Raw genomic sequence first — 1,204 nt, forward strand, 5'->3', positions numbered from 1 at the left:
CATTCTTGGTCGAGCTCGGTGCGCTGATCAGTGTCGCGTCCACCACCGTGCCCGCGCGCAGAATCAATCCCTTGTCGCGAAGGATGTCGTTGACCGACTTGGTCTAATAGATCGAAACGCTTTCACAACGCATCGCTCATTAGAGGTCAAAGGTGTCAACCTGTATGCCGCTTGTGACTGGGAAAAAGGGTCGCCAGTATCCAGTTCACCAATCCAACTGCTCCTCATCATGTATTTGCTTGCGCAACGTCGCGAAATGCTCCTGAAGACTTATCCCACATAACGGATGAACGCTCTCCGGAACGACGGCATCGATTTTGGCCCAATCCTCTGCAGTCAGCATCTCCACTGTTCGTGGCATGACTAGGTTTTCCTCGGAAGATAGATGATTGCGATAGTAAGCAAGATATACTGCCGCTTGTGCCACTAACACGTCTCTAGGCGTTATAACGTCCCATTCGGCGCCCTTGAAGTGGTCAAGTAGTTGGGCACTGGTTTCCGCGATCACTAGATGTTCCTGTAGAAGTCGATTCACCACAAGCTGTATATCGGGATCTCGCTTCACCAGTAAAGAAAAAGCAACATCCTCTCGAGGGTGATGAATGCGATCGCCATAATCACACATGTACTCGACGATTTTAGCTATCAATCGATAATTAGGCTGTTTTCCATCGAAAAAAGCCCCGATTTGATTTTGGAGTAGGTCTAGTAAGTGAGCGAAGTACAAATGATCGTTATGCCAATCAGCAATAGTATTGTTCATGTCGGCCATCCAGGGATGTGGTTATTATTGACATTTAGGTTAAAATTTTCAGTTTTTATAGAAGGCTAACATCCAATGGCTCCAAAAAAAAGCTCAAATGAGATGTAAGGCAGAGTCTGTGCGATGTTTACCTTGTCCATGCCATTGGGCGTTTGATATATGAAAAAGCTCCCCGCAGAGAGGGGGGTAGTGCTAGAGCAGTCAAGTTCTCCTCGTGCGTTATTCCTGCGCCCCATGACCGTGATTTCATCTTGACTGGCCGTCAGCCCATCGGCTTCGTTTCCCATGAACGGAGTGATTGAGTTTTACAGATGCCTGCCATTTCCATATCGTTTGTGAGTTTCACCGGCGTTGTTGCATAAATCCGGGGTCGGTTGGGCTGACGTTTACGCGCAACGGCTGAAACGCTGGCTCTGTTAACTTCTGACGAAGTTGCGTAGT

General features: G+C 48.1%; 1 protein-coding gene. It reads right to left on the reverse strand.

What is annotated here, in order from left to right:
- Positions 1 to 205: 205 nt before the first annotated feature.
- Complete coding sequence (locus K309_RS38980; protein ID WP_232232665.1) at positions 206 to 763, reverse strand: hemerythrin domain-containing protein; 558 nt, start codon at positions 761 to 763, stop codon at positions 206 to 208.
- Positions 764 to 1,204 lie beyond the last annotated feature (441 nt).

The sequence above is a fragment of the Cupriavidus phytohabitans genome, assembly GCF_000426345.1.
Classification (GTDB): domain Bacteria; phylum Pseudomonadota; class Gammaproteobacteria; order Burkholderiales; family Burkholderiaceae; genus Cupriavidus.